This is a genomic window from Streptomyces sp. NPDC050416 (assembly GCF_044458845.1).
Taxonomy (GTDB): Bacteria; Actinomycetota; Actinomycetes; order Streptomycetales; family Streptomycetaceae; genus Streptomyces.
The window spans coordinates 129,541-148,819 of the sequence record NZ_JBITII010000001.1; the positions used below are offsets into that span (position 1 = coordinate 129,541).

The 19,279-nt window shown below is 73.2% G+C and carries 16 protein-coding genes and 2 pseudogenes; 9 read left to right on the top strand and 9 right to left on the bottom strand.

Going from position 1 to position 19,279, the window contains the following annotated elements:
* Window positions 1-26 precede the first annotated feature (26 nt).
* Window positions 27-1,649 (top strand): PucR family transcriptional regulator, encoded by a 1,623-nt coding sequence (locus ACIBL4_RS00610; RefSeq protein WP_399405017.1) that lies wholly within the window; start codon window positions 27-29, stop codon window positions 1,647-1,649.
* 140 nt (window positions 1,650-1,789) lie between these two features.
* On the opposite strand, the gene paaE is transcribed toward ACIBL4_RS00610, so the two are convergent.
* The 5 genes from paaE to paaA are packed head-to-tail and all read right to left on the bottom strand — an operon-like array spanning window position 1,790 to window position 5,527.
* Complete coding sequence (gene paaE / locus ACIBL4_RS00615) at window positions 1,790-2,905, bottom strand: 1,2-phenylacetyl-CoA epoxidase subunit PaaE (RefSeq protein ID WP_399405020.1); 1,116 nt, start codon at window positions 2,903-2,905, stop codon at window positions 1,790-1,792.
* Entirely contained in the window at window positions 2,905-3,420 is a 516-nt protein-coding gene (gene paaD / locus ACIBL4_RS00620) for a 1,2-phenylacetyl-CoA epoxidase subunit PaaD (protein WP_399405022.1), read from the bottom strand. Before paaD ends, paaE begins: the two co-directional genes overlap by 1 nt.
* The gene (gene paaC, locus ACIBL4_RS00625) at window positions 3,414-4,241 is read right to left on the bottom strand and encodes a 1,2-phenylacetyl-CoA epoxidase subunit PaaC (RefSeq protein ID WP_399405024.1); all 828 of its coding nucleotides are present in this window, start codon (window positions 4,239-4,241) and stop codon (window positions 3,414-3,416) included. The genes paaD and paaC overlap by 7 nt, the downstream gene beginning before the upstream one ends.
* A gap of 9 nt (window positions 4,242-4,250) precedes the next feature.
* Complete coding sequence (gene paaB / locus ACIBL4_RS00630) at window positions 4,251-4,544, bottom strand: 1,2-phenylacetyl-CoA epoxidase subunit PaaB (RefSeq protein WP_020274713.1); 294 nt, start codon at window positions 4,542-4,544, stop codon at window positions 4,251-4,253.
* On the bottom strand, window positions 4,541-5,527 hold the full coding sequence (paaA, locus tag ACIBL4_RS00635) for a 1,2-phenylacetyl-CoA epoxidase subunit PaaA (RefSeq protein ID WP_399405027.1): 987 nt from the start codon (window positions 5,525-5,527) through the stop codon (window positions 4,541-4,543). The genes paaB and paaA overlap by 4 nt, the downstream gene beginning before the upstream one ends.
* Window positions 5,528-5,711: 184 nt before the next feature.
* On the opposite strand from paaA, the gene paaK reads away from it, so the two are divergent.
* Window positions 5,712-7,001, top strand: a complete 1,290-nt coding sequence (paaK, locus tag ACIBL4_RS00640; RefSeq protein ID WP_399405029.1) for a phenylacetate--CoA ligase PaaK — start codon at window positions 5,712-5,714, stop codon at window positions 6,999-7,001.
* Window positions 7,002-7,009: 8 nt separating this feature from the next.
* On the opposite strand, the gene ACIBL4_RS00645 is transcribed toward paaK, so the two are convergent.
* From ACIBL4_RS00645 to ACIBL4_RS00660, 4 genes and pseudogenes are all read right to left on the bottom strand, one after another.
* Entirely contained in the window at window positions 7,010-8,203 is a 1,194-nt protein-coding gene (locus tag ACIBL4_RS00645) for a PP2C family protein-serine/threonine phosphatase (protein ID WP_399405031.1), read from the bottom strand.
* Window positions 8,204-8,321: 118 nt separating this feature from the next.
* Window positions 8,322-9,080, bottom strand: a complete 759-nt coding sequence (locus tag ACIBL4_RS00650; RefSeq protein WP_399405033.1) for an IclR family transcriptional regulator — start codon at window positions 9,078-9,080, stop codon at window positions 8,322-8,324.
* A gap of 55 nt (window positions 9,081-9,135) precedes the next feature.
* Window positions 9,136-10,170, bottom strand: a pseudogene (locus ACIBL4_RS00655) (LacI family DNA-binding transcriptional regulator).
* A gap of 102 nt (window positions 10,171-10,272) precedes the next feature.
* The gene (locus ACIBL4_RS00660; protein ID WP_399405035.1) at window positions 10,273-11,007 is read right to left on the bottom strand and encodes a dienelactone hydrolase family protein; all 735 of its coding nucleotides are present in this window, start codon (window positions 11,005-11,007) and stop codon (window positions 10,273-10,275) included.
* Between the two features lie 329 nt (window positions 11,008-11,336).
* Here ACIBL4_RS00660 and ACIBL4_RS00665 point away from each other — a divergent pair, with 329 nt between their 5' ends.
* The 7 genes and pseudogenes from ACIBL4_RS00665 (at window position 11,337) to hypE (ending at window position 19,239) form a co-directional block, all read left to right on the top strand.
* Window positions 11,337-13,082 (top strand): enoyl-CoA hydratase-related protein, encoded by a 1,746-nt coding sequence (locus ACIBL4_RS00665; protein ID WP_399405037.1) that lies wholly within the window; start codon window positions 11,337-11,339, stop codon window positions 13,080-13,082.
* Window positions 13,079-13,662: pseudogene (locus ACIBL4_RS00670) on the top strand (hydrogenase maturation protease); the annotation flags it as partial. The gene ACIBL4_RS00665 and the pseudogene ACIBL4_RS00670, both read left to right, overlap by 4 nt.
* A 43-nt stretch (window positions 13,663-13,705) precedes the next feature.
* Window positions 13,706-14,443 (top strand): hydrogenase nickel incorporation protein HypB, encoded by a 738-nt coding sequence (hypB, locus tag ACIBL4_RS00675; RefSeq protein ID WP_399405039.1) that lies wholly within the window; start codon window positions 13,706-13,708, stop codon window positions 14,441-14,443.
* On the top strand, window positions 14,440-16,752 hold the full coding sequence (gene hypF / locus ACIBL4_RS00680) for a carbamoyltransferase HypF (protein WP_399405041.1): 2,313 nt from the start codon (window positions 14,440-14,442) through the stop codon (window positions 16,750-16,752). The genes hypB and hypF overlap by 4 nt, the downstream gene beginning before the upstream one ends.
* 3 nt (window positions 16,753-16,755) lie before the next feature.
* Window positions 16,756-17,037, top strand: coding sequence for a HypC/HybG/HupF family hydrogenase formation chaperone (locus ACIBL4_RS00685; protein WP_356928148.1), 282 nt, complete (start codon window positions 16,756-16,758; stop codon window positions 17,035-17,037).
* Complete coding sequence (hypD, locus tag ACIBL4_RS00690; protein WP_399405044.1) at window positions 17,034-18,176, top strand: hydrogenase formation protein HypD; 1,143 nt, start codon at window positions 17,034-17,036, stop codon at window positions 18,174-18,176. The genes ACIBL4_RS00685 and hypD overlap by 4 nt, the downstream gene beginning before the upstream one ends.
* Window positions 18,169-19,239, top strand: coding sequence for a hydrogenase expression/formation protein HypE (gene hypE, locus ACIBL4_RS00695; protein WP_399405046.1), 1,071 nt, complete (start codon window positions 18,169-18,171; stop codon window positions 19,237-19,239). Before hypD ends, hypE begins: the two co-directional genes overlap by 8 nt.
* Window positions 19,240-19,279: the final 40 nt, after the last annotated feature.

Below are 19,279 nucleotides of genomic sequence, written 5' to 3' on the forward strand. Positions count from 1 at the left end.
AGTGACCGGGCGAGCAGGGAGACACCGTGAACGAGAACCACCCGACGACCCCGGCCGGTCGCGCGCCGACGGTCGCCGACGTCCTCGCCCTGCCCGTCCTGGCCGCCGGACAGCCCCAGGTCGTCACCGGGCTGGCCCAGCTGGACCGGCCGGTGCGCTGGGTGCACATCACCGAGCTGACGGACCCGGCCTCCTTCCTCAAGGGCGGCGAGCTGGTCCTGACCACGGGCATGCCGCTGCCCGAGGACGCCGCGGGGGTGCGGCGGTACGTGGACGAACTCACGGAGGTGGGAGCGGCCGCCCTGGTCATCGAGCTGGTACGGCGCTACCACCGTCCGCCCGACGCCCTCGTCCAGGCCTGCCGGGCCCGGGGGCTGCCCCTGGTGACCCTGGCCCGGGACGTCAACTTCCTGGAGGTCACCCAGGTCGTCCACGCCCTCATCCTCGGCAGCCAGGCCGACGCGATGCGCCGGACGCAGCGTGTCCACGAGGCGTTCACGGCCCTGACGTTGCGCGGCGCGGGCCCGGAGGACGTGGTGCGCGCTGCGGCGGAGATGAGCGGCCGGACGGTCGTCCTGGAGAACCTGGTGCACCAGGCGCTGATCTGCGAGCCGTCGGGCAGCACGGTGCAGGAGGCGCTCACCGGCTGGGAGGACCGCTCCCGGGCCACCGCGCCCGGCGACCACACGGAGGTGGGCGGCCCGGAGGGCTGGCTCACGGCACCGGTCTCCTACCAGGGGGAACGCTGGGGCCGCCTGGCCATGCTCCCGTCCCCCGGCGAGGGGCAGGGCTTCGGGCCGGAGCACGTCACCGTCCTGGAGAGAACGGCGATGGCCCTGACCGTCGCCCGGCTCATCCACGCCACGCCGTGGGAGCACACGGCCCACCGCTCCGCCCTGCGGGAGCTGGCGGAGCAGCGCCACCACTCCCCCGAGGACGCCCGCGCCCGCTGTGCCGCGCTCGGCCTGCCCACCCGGGACAGCCGCTTCCTGGCGATCCTCGTCGACCTGGGCACCGGCGCCGGGGGGAGCGAACCCGAGACCCGGCTGCACGGGGAGCTCCGATCGGCGGGTGTCCCGGCGCTGGTCGGGGAACTCTCCCCCGGCCGCCTCGGCGTGCTGCTGGCCCTGCGCCCCTCTCAGCCGTGGCGCCCCGTGGCCGAACGGCTGAGCCGCACCGCGCTGAGCCTGGTCCCGGAGGCGATCGTGAGCGTCGGCTCGGAGGTGGCGGAACTCGCCGACACCGCACGCTCCTTCCGGGAGGCGGCCCGGGTCACCGAGGCCACCCCGCCCGGCCAGCCCCTCCCCGCGGACCGCTCCTTCCACGAGCTGCCGGACATCGACCTGCGCCGCCTGCTGTACGCCCTGCGCGAGGACACCCGCGTCCAGGACTACACCGAACGGCGGCTCGGCCGGCTCATCGACCACGACACCCGGCACGGCACGGGCCTGCTGACGACGCTGGGCCACTATCTCGACGCCGCGGGCAACAAGACCACCGCGGCCCGCCGCGGCGGCCTGTCCAGGGAGACCATGTACCAGCGTCTGCGCACCATCGAACGCCTCCTCGACACCGACCTCGAATCCGGTGAGCGGCGCACCGAACTCCACGTGGCGCTGACGGCGCTGCGCGTCCTGCGCGCCGAGTGAGCGTCACTCGGGCCGAGGCCCCGGCTGCCGGACCAGACGCCATTCCTGTAAGCCGTCCGCGGCCTCGTTCCGGAGGGTGAGCGGCGCCCCTCGGGACGCGGTCAAGACTCCGGCGCGATCCGTCCGTTGAGGGCCCGGGCTCAGGTGTCGAAGTCCACCGTCAGGGCTTCGGAGACCGGGAACGACTGGCAGGTGAGGACGTAGCCCGCGTCGACCTCGGCCGGTTCGAGGGCGAAGTTGCGGCGCATGTCGGCCTTGCCGTCGGTGACCAGGGCGCGGCAGGTGCCGCAGACCCCGCCCTTGCAGGCGAACGGCAGGTCGGGGCGGGTCTGCTGGGCGCCTTCGAGGATGGTCCGCTCGCGGGGCAGGGCGGAGGTGGTGGAGCGGCCGTCGAGGGTGACGGTGACCTGGCTGACCGGGCCGGAAGGGCCGGTCTCGGCGTGGTGGACCTCGCGTACGGGTTCGTCGTCGGCGTAGAACAGCTCCTGGTGGACGCGGTCGCCGGGAACACCGAGGCCGGCGAGGACCTCCTGGGCGGCGCGGACCATGCCGTGCGGGCCGCACAGCCACCAGTGGTCGGCGGACTCCACGTCGACCAGCGCGTCGATGAGCGCCGACAGCCGGTCGGCGTCGAGGCGGCCGGAGAGCACCTCGGCCTCGCGGGGCTCACGGGAGAGGACGTGGGCGAGCTGGAACCGCGTCGGGTAGAGGTCCTTCAGGTCGGCCAGCTCGTCGGCGAACATCACCGTGCCCGTGCGACGGTTGCCGTAGAGGAGAGTGACCGTCGAGCGGGAGTCGGCGGCCAGGACGGACTCGGCGATGGACACCATGGGCGTGATGCCGGAGCCGGCCGCGATCAGGACGTGGTGGCCGGGGGTGGTGAGGTCGGGGGTGAAGGCGCCGGTGGGGGCCATCACCTCGACGGTGTCGCCGGGCCGTACCTCGTGCACCAGCCAGGAGGAGAACAGGCCGCCGGGTACGACCCGGACGCCGATGCGCGGTGCCGTTCCGGCGGGCGAGCAGATCGAGTAGGAGCGGCGCTCGTCCCGGCCGTCGATCTGGCGCCGCAGGGTGAGCGACTGGCCGGGCGCGAAGGCGAACTCCTCGGCCAGCTCGGCCGGGATGTCGAAGCTGACGGCCACCGCGTCCTCGCACAGCGGCTGCACGGCGGCGACCCGCAGGGGATGGAAGACCGGACGCCGGCGGGCTCGCGCGCGCGGCGCCGGGGCGGGGGCCGGCTGCATCAGGTCCTCCATCAGATCTCCTTGACGTACTCGAACGGCTCGCGGCAGGCGAGGCAGCGCCACAGCGCCTTGCAGGACGTGGCGGCGAAGCGGGAGGTCTCCTCGGTGTCCGCGCTGCCGCAGCGGGGGCAGGGCACAAAGCGGCGGGTCGGCGACAGCACGAGCGGGACCGGTCCGGCGGCGCGCGCGGGCGCGGCGCCGGGCGGGGCTATGCCATGCTCGGCGAGCTTGCGGCGGCCCTGCGGCGTGATCCAGTCGCTGGTCCACGGCGGGTCGAGGACGGTGCGGATCTCCACGCGCGGGTAGCCGGCATCCTTGAGCCGGGCGGCCACGCCCGCGCGCATCTCGGCCATGGCCGGGCAGCCCGAGTAGGTCGGGGTCAGGCTCGCGACCACTGTCCCGTCCGGCTCCAGGGACACCTCGCGCAGCACCCCGAGGTCGGCCAGTGTGAGCATGGGCAGCTCGGGGTCGGGGACCTCCTCGGCGATGCGCCGGGCCCGTCGCGCGTCCAGGGCCGTCGTCACCATGTCGCCTCCGGGTGAGCGCGGGCCACGCCCTGCAACTCGGCCAGCAGCGGGGCGAGATGCTCGGTGTGCTCGCCGGTGCGGCCCGAGCCGGGCAGCGGCCGGTAGACGGGCATGGGCAGTCCGGCCGCCTCGGTGACCTGGCGCAGGACGGCGACGACCTCGTCCCGTACGTCGTACGCCGTGAACAACTCGCCGAGGTAGGGCGCCACCTGCTCCAGCGCCCTGCGCGTCCGGCGGTGGGACTCCTCGGTGCCGTCGCCCAGCCGCACCACCCACTCGGCCGCGTACTGCCGGTGGTAGGCCAGCTCCTTCACGCCCTTGGCGGCGATCGCCGCGAGCACCGGGTCGCGGTGGGCGGTGAGCCGCTCGAAGTGCGCGAGGCGCCAGCTCGCGAACACCAGCAGCCGCACGATCGAGAACGCGAAGTCACCGTTGGGCACTTCGGCCAGGCGTACGTTACGGAACTCGCCGGCGTCGCGGAAGTAGGCGTAGGCGTCCTCGCCCCGCCCGGTCCCGTCGACCTGGCCGGCGCGGGAGTACAGCAGGCGGGCCTGGCCGAGCAGATCGAGCCCGATGTTGGCCAGCGCCACCTCCTCCTCCAGCTCGGGCGCCCGGGTGGTCCACTCGGCCAGCCGCTGGGCCGAGACCAGGGCGTCGTCGGCCAGGGTGACGCACAGGGCGGCCAGTTCCCCGGCGTCCAGACCGTCGGGGACGGCGGTGTCCACGCCGTGCAGGGGGTCCTCGAAGCCGGTGCCGTAGGCCCAGCGGGCGTCGTCCTCGTGTCCCTCGGCGAGGGTCATGTAGACGTGGTCGTCGCTCATGCCCTCTCCTCAGATGTGCGGGACATCGTCGGGGATGTCGTAGAAGGTCGGGTGCCGGTAGACCTTGTCCGCGCTGGGCTCGAAGAACGGGTCCTTCTCGTCGCGCGTGGACGCGGCGATGTGCTCGGAGCGCACGACCCAGATGCTCACGCCCTCGTTGCGCCGCGTGTACAGGTCACGGGCGTGCGTGAGCGCCATGCGGTCGTCGGCGGCGTGCAGTGACCCCACGTGGACGTGGTTCAGCCCGCGCTTGCCGCGCACGAACACCTCGTACAGCGGCCAGTTCTGCTTCCCGTCGGTCATGCCACGGCTCCCTTCCGCGCGCGGGCGGCCTGTTTGACGGCGTGGGCGGTGGCCGCCTCACGCACCCAGGCGCCCTCCTCATGAGCGGTGCGGCGCCGCTCCATCCGCTGGGCGTTGCACGGGCCGTCGCCCTTGATGACCCGCATGAGCTCGTCCCAGTCGGGCGTGCCGAAGTCGTGGTGTCCGCGCTCCTCGTTCCAGCGCAGCTCCGGGTCGGGCAGCGTCACGCCGAGCTTCTCGGCCTGCGGGACGGTCATGTCGACGAACCGCTGACGCAGTTCGTCGTTGCTGTGCCGCTTGATTTTCCAGGCCATCGACTGCGCGGAATTGGGCGAGGCGTCGTCGGGCGGGCCGAACATCATCAGCGACGGCCACCACCAGCGGTCCACCGCGTCCTGCACCATCTCCCGCTGCTCCTGGGTACCCCGCATCATCGTCATCAGCAGCTCGTAGCCCTGCCGCTGGTGGAACGACTCCTCCTTGCAGATCCGCACCATCGCCCGCGCGTACGGCCCGTACGACGACCGGCACAGCGGCACCTGGTTGCAGATCGCCGCGCCGTCCACGAACCAGCCGATCACCCCGACGTCCGCGAAGGACAGCGTGGGGTAGTTGAAGATCGAGGAGTACTTCTGGCGGCCCTCGATGAGCCGCTCGGTCAGATCCGCGCGGTCGGCGCCCAGCGTCTCCGCCGCCGAGTACAGATACAGCCCGTGCCCGGCCTCGTCCTGGACCTTCGCGAACAGAATGGCCTTGCGGCGCAGCGACGGCGCACGCGTGATCCACTCGCCCTCCGGCTGCATGCCGATGATCTCCGAGTGCGCGTGCTGCGCGATCTGCCGCACCAGCGTCTTCCGGTAGCCCTCCGGCATCCAGTCGCGCGGCTCGATCCGCTGATCCCGCGCGATCGTCGCGTCGAAGTGCTCCTGGAGAACCGGCTCGGTCTCGTCCGCCCCCGGGGGGCTGGAGTGTGTCGTGTCCATCCGTCCCACTTCCCAACCGACCATTCGTTCGGTCCATCATAGAACGAGCACGCGCGCCTTGGTAAGACCCCACTGGCTCTTGACAGGCCTTGGGGCGGCTGGATTACTTGGCAGCGCCGAAGCTGACCGAATGGTCGGTCGGGTCACAGGATGATGCGATCGAGCCACAGGGTGGTGCGAACTGATGCTGCTGCTGGACGACGCCGAGCGCCTGACGCGCGAGGAGCTGCGCGAGCTCCAGCTCGACCGGCTGCGCCGGAGCCTGCGCCACGCCTACGACCACGTGGAGACATACCGGAGGAAGTTCGACGAGGCCGGGGTCGGACCCGACGACTGCCGGACCCTGGCGGACCTGTCCCGCTTCCCCTTCACGACCAAGGGGGATCTGCGCGACACCTACCCGTTCGGCATGTTCGCCGTCCCCATGGACCAGATCCGCCGCGTCCACGCCTCCAGCGGCACCACCGGCCGCCCCACGGTCGTCGGCTACACCGAGAACGACCTGTCGATCTGGGCGGACCTGGTCGCCCGCTCGATCCGCGCCGCCGGCGGGCGGCCCGGGCACAAGGTGCACATCTCCTACGGTTACGGCTTGTTCACCGGCGGCCTCGGCGCGCACTACGGGGCCGAGCGGGCAGGGTGCACCGTCATCCCCGCGTCGGGAGGCATGACCGCACGCCAGGTGCAGATCATCCAGGACTTCCAGCCCGAGATCATCATGGTCACCCCCTCCTACATGCTCACGCTCCTCGACGAGTTCGAGCGTCAGGGCGTCGACCCCCGCTCGACCTCGCTGACGGTCGGGATCTTCGGTGCCGAGCCGTGGACGGAGGAGATGCGCCGCGAGATCGAGGAGCGCCTGGACATCCACGCCGTCGACATATACGGCCTGTCCGAGGTCATCGGCCCGGGTGTCGCCCAGGAGTGCGTGGAGACCAAGGACGGCCTGCACGTGTGGGAGGACCACTTCTACCCCGAGGTCGTCGACCCGCTCACGGGCGAGGTGCTGCCCGACGGCGAGGAGGGCGAGCTGGTCTTCACGTCGCTGACCAAGGAGGCCCTGCCGGTCGTCCGCTACCGCACCCGCGACCTGACCCGGCTGCTGCCCGGCACGGCCCGGCCCGCCTTCCGCCGCATCGAGAAGATCACCGGCCGCTGCGACGACATGATCATCCTGCGGGGCGTGAACGTCTTCCCCAGCCAGATCGAGGAGATCGTGCTGCGCACGCCCGGTGTCGCTCCGCACTTCCAGATCGAGCTGACGCGGCGCGGCCGGATGGACCACATGACCGTCCGCGTCGAAACCCGCCCCGGCACGCCCGCCGGTCTGCGCGACGCCGCCGCCCGCGCGATCGCGAAGGACGTCAAGGACGGCGTCGGTGTCACCGTCGACGTGTCGATCGTCGAACCGGAGACCCTGGAGCGCTCCCTCGGCAAACTCCGCCGGGTCAAGGACCTGCGCGGCACGCCGTAACCCTGCCCTCACAGGGCGCACCGCGCCTCGGGAGCGGTCACCTTCTGCGGCATGCCGGTTTCGGAGGCGGCCGGTTTGCGGATCAGGAGCAGGGCCGCGTCGTCGTGCAGCCGGCCGCCCACATGGTCCAGCAGCTCGTCGTGGAGCGCGCCGAGGGTACGGGCCGGCTCGTGGGACACGTGTCGCTCCAGCCCATCAGCGAGCTGATAGAAGGCCCGCTCCTGGTCCCGGGCCTCGGTGACCCCGTCGGTGTAGAGCAGCAGCTGGTCACCGTCGTGGAAGGGCAGCACATGGAGCCCGGGCCCGTGGCCGGCGAGGGCGCGCAGCCCGAGGGGCGGGGACGGATGAGCGGGCTCCACCGGCGTGACCTGCCCGCAGGAGCGCACCAGCAGCGGCGGTGCGTGCCCGCAGTTCACCACCTCCAGGTGCCCGTCCCGCGGATATCCGGCCACCACCGCGGTGACGAAGTCGTCGTGACCGAGGTTGCGCGCCAGACTCCGCTCGATCCGGTCGACCACGGCGAGGAGGTCGGGCTCGTCGTGGGCGGCCTCCCGGAAGACACCGAGCACCAGCGCGGCGGTCCCCACGGCGGGCAGCCCCTTGCCGCGCACATCGCCGACGATCAGCCGCACCCCGTGCGGCGTGGGTATCAGGGCGTAGAGATCCCCGCCGATCCGGGCCTCGGCCGCGGCGGCGCTGTAGCGCACGGCCGCCTGGAACGGCCCGACGGTCGGCGGCACGGGCTTGAGCAGCGCGTGCTGGGCGGTCTCCGCGACCGAGCGGACGGCCGCGAGCACGCGCTCGCTGCGCACCCGCAGCACGCCGGCCAGGCCGCTCGCGAGGGTGACGGCCGTCAGCGCCGCCAGTACGGCGGTCAGTTCCCCGCCCGGCATACCGTCCCGGATGCCGAGCGTCAGGCCGGACACGACGGCGAGCAGGCCGACCCAGAGGACTCCGCGCGGGCCGTTGGTCGTGGCGGCGAGGGCGGGACCGGCCGCGAGCAGGGGCAGCCAGATCATCCCGGCTCCGCCGGCGAGGTCGACGAGCACGACGACGGTGACGATCAGCACCGGCAGGACGGGCGTACCGGCGGCCAGCCGCGCGAGAACGCGTCTGCGCGCCGAGCCCCCGGCACCGGCCACCCGCTTGCTGAACGGCCGTACGGCCCAGTGGTCGTCACCAAGGTCTCGGGTGTGGCTCATGTCGGTATCCGTGGTCCTCATCTGTGAGCGGGGCGCCGGCCTGGCGACGCACGCACCCCTGCAATGTCCGTTTCATCCAGAAAACGGGGTGAGCGGGGCACCGGCAAGGAGCGGATTTTCAGATAGTGAGCGAGAGGCTCCGCGTCACGCGGCTCGCGGTCGGCAGCAGCCGCGCGCTGATCTCCGGCAGCCGGGAGAGCCGGTTCGCCGGCAGGGAGACGCCGAGGGAGCCGAGGGTGTCCCCGCTGTAGACCGGGACGGCGACGCAGACCGTGCCGAGGGCGTACTCCTCCAGGTCCATGACGGCCGGGGCCAGGGGCGAGGTCTCCAGCCGCCGGAGCAGTTCGGGCGGGCTGGTGATCGTCCGCGGGGTGAGGTCGGCGAGGTGGTGGCGGGAGAGGTAGTCCTTGCGGGACTCCTCGTCCAGTTCCCTGAGCACGGACTTGCCCAGGGCGGTCGCGTGCCCGGCGTCCTCGAAGCCCACCCAGAGGTCGACGCGGGGCGTCCCGGGGCCGTCGACGATCTCGGTGACCCGGATCTCGCCCTCCTCGTAGAAGGTGAGGTAGGCGGGGGTCGCGAGTTCGTCCCGCAGCGCGGCGAGCGTGGGCCGGACGCGGCTGAGCAGGGCCTGCGCACGGCCCGTGGTCCGGAGGTTCTGCAGCTTGTCGCCGAGGACGAACCCGCCGTCGTCCAGCTTCCGCACGTAGCCGTCGTGCACCAGCGTCCGCAGCAGGTGATAGGCGGTGGCCAGAGGCAGCTCGGTCTCACGCGCCAGCTGCTTGGCCGGCGCGCCGTTCTGGTGTGAGCTCACCGCCTCCAGCAGCCGCATGGCCCGCTGGACGGAGGTGATGAGCGTAGGGCCGTCCTGCGCACCCATAGGACCAGGGTACGGCGCGGGCGGGGCGGCGACGAGACCGCTGCAGCCCCGGTGGCTACCGGGGCGGCGGAGGTGCGGTCGAGGCGCGGACCACGAGTTCGACCGGGGGGGTCGTTCGCCGGTGGCGGTTGTGCGCCGGGCATCTCGATGGCCTGCACCAGGAGCCGGAGTCCCTCTCGCGCCACGGCGTCGAACGGCCGGCGCACCGTGGTCAGCGGCGGGGTCACGTACGCGGCGACCGGGATGTCGTCGAAGCCGACCACGCCGACGTCGTCCGGCACGCGCCGCCCGGCCTCCGTCAGGGCGCGGATCACGCCGATGGCCATGTCGTCATTGGCGGCGAACACGGCGGTGAGGTCACGGTCGGCGGCGAGTGCGCGGCCCGCCTCGTGGCCCGACGCGGCCGACCAGTCGCCGACGAGCACGGCCGGCTGCTCGGCGCCCCGCGCGGTGAGGGCGCCGCGCCAGCCCTCCAGGCGGTCCCGGGCGGCGAACCACCGCTCGGGGCCCGCGACGTGGTGGACGGTCCTGTGGCCGAGGTCCAGCAGGTGTTCGGTGGCCGTCCGCGCGAGGAGTTCGGCGCCGACGCCCGTGGCGACGGTCCGGGTGCCGCCGAACGCGGCAGGCGCCCCGAGGACGAGGACCGGCACGCCGACGCTGAGGGAGACCGCTCCCTCGTCGATGGGCTCGGAGACGACGATGCCGTCCACGCCCTGCTCCAGCAGCGACTCCAGGCGCAGACGACACCTCGCGGGTCGCCCTCCAGGGTGGTGACGACCCGGAGCGCGTATCCGGCGTCCCGCGCGGCCCGCTCGACGCCGATCAGGAGCGACGCGGGCCCGTAGAGGGCGGTCCCGAGCGTGACCACGCCGATGGAGCGGGTCCGGCCGCAGGCCAGCGCCCGGGCCGCGCTGTTCAGCCGATAGCCGAGTTCCCCGGCCGCCTCCAGCACCCGCCGGCGCACCTCCTCGGAGACGTACCGCTCCCCGTTGAGGACCCTCGACACCGTCTTCTGCGAGACGCCGGCCAGCCGGGCCACGTCCACACCGCGCGGCGCGGCGCCGCCGGCCCGCCCTCCCTCTCGCGCCATGCGTCTCTCCCTGGGGCCTGGTGTCCTGCCGGACTGCGCAGTCATGCGTACGCGGCGAAACGGGCCGCGTCCATCATGTCCGCTGAACATGCCGTCGGAGCCTCACCTGTTGGCGAGGGTGCGGTCGAGGAGGGGCAGCAGGCGGTCCCAGTGGCGCCGTAGTCCGGCGGGGTCGAAGGCGTCGGTGTCGGACATGGTGAAGCCGTGGACGGTGCCGGGGTAGATCTCGGAGGTGTGGCGGACACCGGCGGCGTCCAGGGCCCGGTTGAGTTCGTCGAGGGCCTCGGGTGTCAGGTCGCTCTCGGCGTGGCCGAAGTGGACGTCGGCGGTGATCTCGGCGAGGGCGTCGGGGCCGTCCGCGCCCACGGGTCCGTGGAATGCGGCGACGGCGGCCACTCGGCCGGGGTGGGCCGCGGCGGTGCGCACCGCGAGCAGGCCGCCTATGCAGTAACCGGTCACCGCGACCGGTCCGGCGCCGACCTCGGGCCGGGTGGTGAGGAACCTGAGGTAGGCGTCGGCGTCGCTCAGGACCCGTTCGGCGGTGTGCGCCTCGATCAAGGGCATCACCTGGGCCATGAGCGCGGGCCGGGCCTCTTCTCCGATGTGGGCGGGAAGGTCGATCACCGGTGCCGGGCCGTGCCGGTAAAAGAGGTTGGGAACGAGCACGTAGTACCCGTGCCCGGCCAGTTCGCGGGCCATCTCCCGCAGCACGGGCCGGATGCCGAAGCCGTCCGCGTACATCAGCACCCCCGGGTACCGCTCGCCGTCGTGGGGGAAGGCGGCGACGGCGTCGGCCAGGCCGTCCGCGGTGGGGATCTGCAGCGCCTTGACGGGCATGTTCTGTTCTCCTGTCGTGGTTGATGTGCCGAAACCTGTGATCAACACGACGGAGGCGGAGCCCGCGCGGCAGCGCGAGGCCCTCGTTCACGCGGCGGGCCCGCACCGGCCCGTACGGCGCTCAGGAGAGCACCGGGTCACCGATCCGTGTGTGGCGCGACGCCGTCCCGGTATTCATGGAGGTGCAGCCTAGCCGAGCGGCCTGAAGACTGTCCGGGCGTCGGGAACGGACAGCGGGCGATCCGGATGGAGCAAGAGGCCCGCGAAGACAGGCGAAACGCCGCCGTGGTCCTTCTCGGGCCTCCCCGGAGCGGCGACCATGCGATGTCATGGACATCTTGCTCGTCGCCAGCGCGTTCAACAGCCTGTCCCAGCGCGTGTACGCGGAACTGTCGGACCACGGGCACCGTGTGGACGTCGTCCTCGCCTCCCACGGGCCCGACGCGGTCCGGGCCGCCGTACGCGAGGTGCGCCCGGAACTGATCGTCGCCCCGATGCTGAAGTCCGCCCTGCCGGAGGACGTGTGGCAGGAGCACACCTGCCTGATCGTGCACCCGGGGCCGCCCGGCGACCGGGGCCCGGCGGCGCTGGACTGGGCGATCGCCGAGGAGACGCCCGAGTGGGGCGTGACGGTGCTCCAGGCCGAGGCGGCGATGGACGCGGGAGACATCTGGGCCGACGGGTCCTTCCCGGTGCCGCCGGCCGGCAAGAGCGACGTGTACCGGGGCGAACTGTCCGACGCCGCCGCAGACGCGGTGCTGCTGGCCGTGGGGCGGTACGCCGACGGGTCGTTCAAGCCGCGGCCGCAGAGCGATCCCGGGATCCGTGTGGTGTGGCGGGACTTCTTCCGCCAGGAGCAGCGGCGGATCGACTGGGAGAACGACAGCACGGCAACGGTGCTGCGCAAGCTCCGCGGGGCCGACTCGCAGCCGGGCGTCCTGGACGAACTCTGCGGCCGGGAGGTGTTCCTGCACGGCGGGCATCCCGAGGACCGGCTGCGCGGACAGCCGGGCGAGCTGCTCGCGACCCGGTCCGGCGCTCTGTGCCGGGCCACCCGCGACGGCGCGGTGTGGATCCCGGAACTGCGCCCCCGCAAGAGCTCCGGCGATCCGGCCCCCTTCCGCCGCCCGGCGGCCTCGGTGCTCGCCTCCTTCCCGGCGCCGCCCGGCAGCGGCCCGGGCATGCCGGGTTCGAACGACCGCCCGTACTGGCTGCCGGAGATCGCCGCCCCGCTCGAACTGCCGCCGAAGCGCACCACCTGGTCCGACATCCGCTACCGGCAGCGGGGCGACGTCGGCTTCCTGTCCTTCTCGTTCCCGGGCGGGGCGATGAGCACCAACCACTGCCGCAGGCTGCTCGCCGCCTACCGGTACGCGCTCACCCGCTCCACCTCGGTGCTGGTGCTCGGCGGCGCCCGCGACTTCTTCTCCAACGGCATCCACCTGAACGTCATCGAGGCGTCGAGCGACCCGGCGGGCGAGTCCTGGTCCAACCTCGTCGCCATGAACGACCTGGTGGAGGCCGTGCTGCGCACCACCGACCGGCTGGTGGTGGCGGCGCTCGGCGGCAACGCGGCGGCCGGCGGTGTCATGCTGGCGCTGGCCGCCGACGAGGTCTGGTGCCGCACGGGCAGCGTCCTCAACCCGCACTACCGGAACATGGGCCTGTACGGCTCGGAGTTCTGGACGTACTCGCTGCCGCGGCGTGTGGGAGCCGAGACGGCCGAGCGGCTGACGAGCGAGGCGTTGCCGGTGAGCGCCGCGACGGCCGAGCGGATCGGGCTGGTGGATCGTCTGGTGCCGGTTGCTCCCCAGGAGTTCACCGGGGAGGTCGAGCGCCTGGCCGCCGAGGTGGCCGGCGACCCGGATCTCGCACGCCGGATCACCACCAAGGCCACGGCACGTCACGCGGACGAACTCCAGCGCCCCCTCGCCGAATACCGGCGGAGCGAACTCGCCCGCATGCGCGCCGTCTTCTTCGATCCGCAGGCCCCGTACCACGAGCTGCGGTCCGCCTTCGTCCGCAAGAACCCGACCGGCTCCGCCCGGCCGCTGGCCCCCGAAGGCGCGGTATGAGTGCGCGGCTGCTCGTGGCGGGCGTCGGCAACATCTTCCTCGCGGACGACGCCTTCGGCCCCGAGGTGATCCACGCCCTGGACCAGCGCCCGCTGCCGCCCGAGGTGCGGGTCCGCGACTTCGGCATCCGCGGCATGGACCTCGCGTACGCACTGCTCGACGGCTATGACACGGCCGTCCTGGTCGACGCCGCCGTACGGGGACACGAGCCGGGCACTCTGTCGCTGATCGAGCCGGAGATGCCCGGCCGCGCCTCGGCCGGTGCCCCGCCCGAGGCGCACGGCATGGACCCGGCGAAGGTCCTCGCCCTGGCCGCCCACCTGGGTGACGAGCCGGTCCCGCGCGTCCTCGTCCTGGCCTGCGAGCCGGAGCTGCGGGCACCCGCCGACGAGGACATCGCCCCGGGCATCAGCGCGACGGTGCGCGAGGCGGTCGGGCGGGCCGTCGCCGCCCTGCACGCCATGGTTCCGGTGCTGCTGGCCGACCCGGCGGCCACGCCCCCGTTGAGCCGCCCGGACGAATCCCCCGCCCTGTCCCCGCCGGGCTGCCCGGCGCTGTGAGAGATGGCGCCGAGGATCGGTGGCGGACCGATTTTTCCCCACCGACCGCGAGGAGCGGCGCCCATGTGCGATTCCGTGGACGAGGTCACTCAGGCCGTCCTGGCGAAGAACGACGGTCTGGCCGCGGGCCTGCGCGAGGAGCTGGCCCGGCGCGCAGTGAGCGTGGTCAATCTGCTGTCCAGTCCGGGCAGCGGCAAGACGGAGCTGCTCGGGCGGGTGCTCGCCAGGGCGGTGGAGCGGGGCCTTCCGGTGGCGGCGCTCACCGCCGACCTGGCGACCGAGAACGACGCCGAGCGGCTGGCCCGGTCGGGAGCCCCGGTGAAGCAGCTGCTGACGGACGGGCTGTGCCATCTGGAGGCGCGGCAGCTGCGCGGCCATGTGGAGGGCTGGCTGCCCGAGGACACCTCGCTGCTGTTCGTGGAGAACGTCGGCAACCTCGTCTGCCCGGCCTCCTACGACCTGGGCGAGAGTCTGCGGATCGTGCTCATGGCGGTGACGGAGGGCGAGGACAAGCCGCTGAAGTACCCGACGGCCTTCGGGTCCGCCCAGTTGGTGGTGCTGACCAAGACCGACCTGGCCGGACCCGCCGGGTTCGACGAAACCGCCTTCGACACCCATGTGCAGCGGGTCAACCCCGGGGTGGAGGTGCTGCGGTCCTGCGCCCGCACCGGCGCCGGCGTCGACGCGCTCCTGGAGCGGGTGCTCGCCGTACGGGACGGGGCCCCGGTGCACCGGCCTCCGCTGGCGCCCCGCCCGCACACCCACACCCATGAGGGCGCTGAAGCCGGCCTCGTCTCGTGACAGCGCCCGCCACACAGGCGGTGCGCCGCCGGGTCACCGTGCGCGGCACCGTGCAGGGCGTGGGGTTCCGGCCCTTCGTGCACCGCCTCGCCACCGATCTCTCGCTCGCGGGGTTCGTGAGCAACACGGCGAGCGGAGTCCTCATCGAGGTGGAGGGACCGCCGGACCGGGTCGCCGACTTCTGCGACCGGCTGGCCGCCCAGCCGCCGCCGTTGGCCACCGTCACCGGCGTCGGGGTCGAGGACCTGCCCGTCAGCGGCGCCGAGGGCAGCTTCGCCATCCGTTCCACCGACCGCTCCCCCGGCCGTACTCATCTCCCGCCCGACACGGCGACCTGCGCGGACTGTCTGCGGGAGCTGGCCGATCCGGCCGACCGCCGGCACCGGCACCCGTTCGTCACCTGCACCCACTGCGGGCCCCGCTTCACCATCGCCACGGGCATGCCGTACGACCGGGCGGTGACGACCATGGCCGGCTTCCCGATGTGCGCCGACTGCGCCCGGGAGTACGGCGATCCCCTCGACCGGCGCTTCCACGCCCAGCCCGTGGCCTGCCCCGGCTGCGGTCCCCGGCTGCGCCTGGTGCCCGCCGCCGACGGCGACGTCCGCCCGGCGCGGGACGCCGACGCACTCGCGGCGGCACGCGCACTGCTGGCCGCCGGGCGGATCGTCGCCGTCAAGGGCCTCGGCGGCTACCACCTGGCGTGCGACGCGACCGACGCGCGGGCCGTCGAGACGCTGCGCACCCGCAAGGCGCGCGGTGGCAAGCCGTTCGCGGTGATGTGCGCGGACCTGGACACCGTACGGCGGATCGCCGTGCTCTCCACGCCCGAACTGGCCGCCCTCACCAGCCCCCGGCGCCCCATCGTCCTCCTCCGCCGACGGGCCGGGCAGGCAGGCCTCGCGGCCGGCGTCTGCCCCGGCAGCCCCCACCTGGGCGTCATGCTGCCCTACACGCCCGTGCACACCCTGCTGTTCGGGCTGCCCGGCGATCCGCCGGGACCGCGTGTGCTGGTCATGACGAGCGGCAACCGCTCCGGCGAACCGATCGTCACGGACGACGACGAGGCGCTGACCCGGCTCGCCGGGCTGGCCGACGCGTGGCTCGCCCATGACCGGCCCATCGCCTCGCCCTGTGACGACTCGCTGCTGCGGGTGCGCCCCGACGGCACAGAGCAGGTGCTGCGCCGCTCGCGGGGGTACGTGCCCCGCCCGCTGCGGCTGCCGGTCCCGGTGCGGCCCGCGCTCGCCGTGGGCGGCGATCTGAAGAACGCCCTGTGTCTCGGCGAGGGCGACCAGGCCTGGTTCGGCCCGCACATCGGCGACATGGGCGATCTGACCACCCTGGAGGCGGCCCGGCGGGCGGAGGCGCACCTGCGGTGCCTGACCGGCGTCACCCCCGAGGTCGTCGTCGCGGACCGGCACCCCGGATACCACTCGGCGCGGTGGGCCGCCCGGCCGACCGGTCGAGCCCCGGTGCTGGTGCAGCACCACCACGCGCACATCGCCTCCGCTATGGCCGAGCACGGTCTCGACGGCACCGCCCCCGTGATCGGGGTCGCCTTCGACGGCACGGGCTACGGCGACGACGGCACCGTCTGGGGCGGCGAGATCCTGCTCGCCGGTTACAGCGGCTTCCGGCGCTACGCCCACCTCGCTCCCGCCCCGCTGCCCGGCGGCGACGCGGGCGTGGCCCATCCGCGCCGCCTGGCGCTGGCCCGGCTGTGGGCGGCGGGCCTGCCGTGGGACGCGGGCCTGCCCTGCGTCGAGGCCTGCCCACCCGATGAACTGGCGCTGCTGAGCAGGCAGTTGGAGCGCGGCCTGGCCTGTGTGGCGACCTCCAGCATGGGCCGGCTCTTCGACGCCGTGTCGTCGCTCGTCGGGGTGTGCCATCGCGCGGAGTACGAGGCCCAGGCCGCCCTGGAACTGGAGGCGGCGGCCGCTTCGGCCTGGGACGCCGAGACCTCGGCGTACGCCTTCGCCGGCGATTTCGACCCGGCGCCCGTGCTCAGCGCACTCGTCGCCGATCTGCGGCGCGGCACCCCGGCCCCCGTGCTCGCCGCCCGCTTCCACCGCTCGGTGGCACGGGCCGTCGCGGAGATCTGCCGGCGAGCGCGCCGGGACACCGGCCTGGCCACCGTGGCCCTCAGCGGCGGTGTCTTCGCCAACGCGCTGCTGGAGGAGGAGTGCGCACGGCTGCTGGACGACGACGGCTTCGTGGTGCTCCGCCACGGCGAAGTCCCTCCGAACGACGGCGGATTGGCCCTCGGCCAGCTGGTGGTCGCGGCGCACCTACGACAGGAGGAGTGACCCATGTGTTTGGCAGTGCCCGGCAAGGTCGTGGCCATCGACGACGGCGCGGATCCGCTCACCGGGCTGATCGACTTCGGCGGAGTGCAGAAACAGGCGTGTCTGGAGTACGTGCCCGAGGTGCGGGTGGGCGAGTACGTCATCGTGCACGTCGGCTTCGCGCTCCAGCGCCTGGACGAGGAGTCGGCCCTGGCCTCGCTGAAGCTGTTCGAGGAACTGGGGCTGCTGGAGGAGGAGTTCGGCGACGCCTGGGAGCAGGCGGCGAAGGAGGCGGGAACGGCGTGAAGTACATCGACGAGTTCAACGACCCGGATCTGGCCCGGCGGCTGCTGGACGAGATCCGGGCCACCGCGACCCGGCCGTGGGCCCTGATGGAGGTGTGCGGCGGGCAGACCCACTCGATCATCCGGCACGGCATCGACCAACTGCTCCCCGAGCAGGTCGAGTTGATCCACGGCCCGGGCTGCCCCGTCTGCGTCACGCCGCTGGAGGTCATCGACAAGGCGCTGGAGATCGCCTCGCGACCCGGGGTGATCTTCTGTTCCTTCGGCGACATGCTCCGGGTGCCGGGTACCGGCCGCGACCTGTTCCGGGTCAAGGGCGAGGGCGGCGACGTCCGCGTGGTCTACTCGCCGCTCGACGCCCTGGAGCTGGCCCGCCGCCACCCGGACCGGGAGGTGGTGTTCTTCGCGATCGGCTTCGAGACCACGGCCCCGGCCAACGCGATGGCCGTGCACCAGGCGCGCAGGCTGGGTCTGAGCAACTTCAGCCTGCTGGTGTCGCATGTGCGGGTCCCCCCGGCCGTCGAGGCGATCATGACGGCTCCGGCCTGCCGGGTGCAGGCTTTCCTGGCCGCCGGGCACGTGTGCAGCGTGATGGGCACGGCGGAGTACCCGGAGCTGGCCGAGCGGTTCAAGGTGCCGATGGTGGTGACCGGGTTCGAGCCGCTGGACATCCTGGAGGGCATCCGCCGGGCGGTCCGCCAGCTGGAACGCGGCGAGCACCGGGTGGAGAACGCGTATCCGCGTGCCGTGCGCGAGGAGGGCAACCCGGCGGCCGTGCGCATGATCGAGGAGGTGTTCGAGGTCACCGACCGCAACTGGCGCGGTATCGGCCGGATCCCGGCCAGTGGCTGGCGGCTGCGCGACGCCTTCCGCGCGTACGACGCCGAGCACCGCTTCGACGTCACCGGGATCCGTACCGAGGAGCCCGCGGAGTGCCGCAGCGGTGAGGTGCTCCAAGGGCTGATCAAGCCGACCGAGTGCGCCGCGTTCGGCACCACCTGCACCCCGCGCACCCCGCTCGGCGCCACCATGGTCTCCAGCGAGGGCGCCTGCGCGGCCTACTACCTGTACCGCCGGATGAACGTCCCGACGCCGCACGCCGGCCGGGCCACGCAGGAAGGGGTGGCTCCCGTTGCCTGAGCAACTCGCCGAGGTCGTCGACCCGGCCAACTGGACCTGCCCCGCCCCGCTGCGCGACCAGGGTGTCGTGGTGATGGGCCACGGCGGCGGCGGAGCCCTGTCGGCGGAGCTGATGGAGCAGGTCTTCACCCCCGCCTACGGCAACGCCACGCTCGCCGGTCTCGCCGACTCCGCCGTCCTCGAACTGGGCGGCGCGCGGCTGGCCTTCTCCACCGACTCCTACGTGGTCCGGCCGCTGTTCTTCCCCGGCGGCAGCCTGGGCGACCTCGCGGTCAACGGCACCGTCAACGACCTGGCGATGAGCGGTGCGCGGCCCGCGTATCTCTCCGCCGCGTTCGTGCTGGAGGAAGGCGTGGAGCTGACCGTCGTGGAGCGGATCGCCCGCGCGATGGGTGCGGCGGCCGAGACCGCGGGGGTCGCCATCGCCACGGGTGACACCAAGGTCGTGGAGTCCGGGCACGGGGACGGTGTGTACGTCACCACCGCCGGTGTCGGGCTCGTCCCGGACGGGGTGGACATCCGGCCGCAGCGTGCGCGGCCCGGGGACGCCGTGATCGTCAGCGGGCCGATCGGTCTGCATGGGGTGGCGATCATGAGCGTGCGGGAAGGGCTGGAGTTCGGCGTGGAGATCGCCAGCGACACCGCGCCACTGGCGGATCTGGTGGCGGCGATGCTGGCCGTCACCCCGGACATCCATGTGCTGCGCGACCCCACCAGGGGCGGCCTGGCGGCGTCGCTCAACGAGATCGCCCGTGCCTCGGGGACCGGGGTCCGGCTTCAGGAGCGCGCCATTCCGGTGCCGGACGCGGTGGCGAACGCGTGCGGGTTCCTGGGGCTCGACCCCCTCTACGTCGCGAACGAGGGCAGATTGGTCGCCTTCGTACCGCCGGCACAGGCGGAGGAGGTGCTCGCCGCGATGCGTGCCCACCCCCAGGGCGCCGGGGCCACGCTGATCGGCGAGTGCGTCGCCGAACACCCCGGGATGGTGGTGGTCGCCACCGGCCTGGGCGGGACGCGAGTGGTGGATATGCCGCTCGGGGAGCAGCTGCCGAGGATCTGCTGATCCGGTTGGGACGCGAGGGGGCCCAGCCGACCTGCTCGGC